We start from the raw sequence: 937 nt of genomic DNA, 5'->3' as shown, positions 1-937 counted from the left end.
TATTAAGTAGAGAAGCCACCTGAATAAGGTGGCTTTTTTGCATTTGGGGCTTTTAAAAATCAAACACGTATCCCCATATCAATATTATCTGCAGCAGGTGGCTTATCGACTTAATGTAGGTATTGCATACCTACCCCGATGTCGGTCGCTAAATGTTCCAGACAATAGCGACATTCGACACATTTCTGTGCCTTCCCCGCGCTAAGATTAGCTAGAAATTGCATCCACATATTGATTTCAAGCTTTCTGACTTGTTCAATAACCTTTTTCGTCATTAGGAATGATTGATTAGCGTCCATGCTGGTGCATCCAACTCCCTTTTGCTCTATCGCATTTAATTCTGGTGAGCATGGCGGCAATGTCATTATGATTAATGCTATTCTCCTAATATTTTTAACTATAAGCTGGATGTGATCCTGCTCTAAATATGATCCGTGCGAATGAGTGAGTCGATCTGTTCAGATCAAATGACTTATATATTGTTTGTCTGTCCATTTAGATTGAATGGTTGAGAATATATTTTTTGTTATCCGTTCATTTTTCTGAAAGCTTGACTATACTTTTCAGCCACCATCATGGAAACGTCGCTGTTAAGTGTATTTATGGGGATGGAGTTCAGTAGCATTTGCGTAGCCAACGGCGGGGGAAGTCATGAAATCTTTAAGTGTTCATTCGCCATTCAAAAATTGAAATGTGGATAACTCTGTGGGTATTTTGTGTGCTTTCGGTGTGTATAATGAGTGTAAAAATTAATTGCCAGTTTTTGTTAAAAAGCGCTTGTGCAATCTCAAATACCCCCTATAATGCGACCCCACTGACACGGCAAACGGCGCGATAAGCGTGGTATGCAAAGTGTAAGCGGTTACTCACTAAAACGTAGTTTGGTTGATAAATCATCACTCAAACATAAAACGACATTTAAGTGTTGACGGCGACC

1 protein-coding gene is annotated in these 937 nt (G+C 39.6%); it reads right to left on the bottom strand.

What is annotated here, in order from left to right; translation table 11 throughout:
* Positions 1-110: 110 nt before the first annotated feature.
* A complete protein-coding gene (locus JCM15074_RS20175; protein WP_148300853.1) occupies positions 111-299 on the bottom strand; it encodes a hypothetical protein in 189 nt (62 codons plus the stop codon).
* Positions 300-937 lie beyond the last annotated feature (638 nt).

This window comes from Shewanella marina JCM 15074, assembly GCF_000614975.1.
GTDB classification, from domain to species: domain Bacteria; phylum Pseudomonadota; class Gammaproteobacteria; order Enterobacterales; family Shewanellaceae; genus Shewanella; species Shewanella marina.
This window is presented reverse-complemented; position numbering and strand designations above follow the sequence as displayed.

Bases quoted from the DNA above. Each gene is read 5' to 3' on its own strand.
- JCM15074_RS20175 (WP_148300853.1), bottom strand. From the start codon at position 299: ATGGACGCTAATCAATCATTCCTAATGACGAAAAAGGTTATTGAACAA.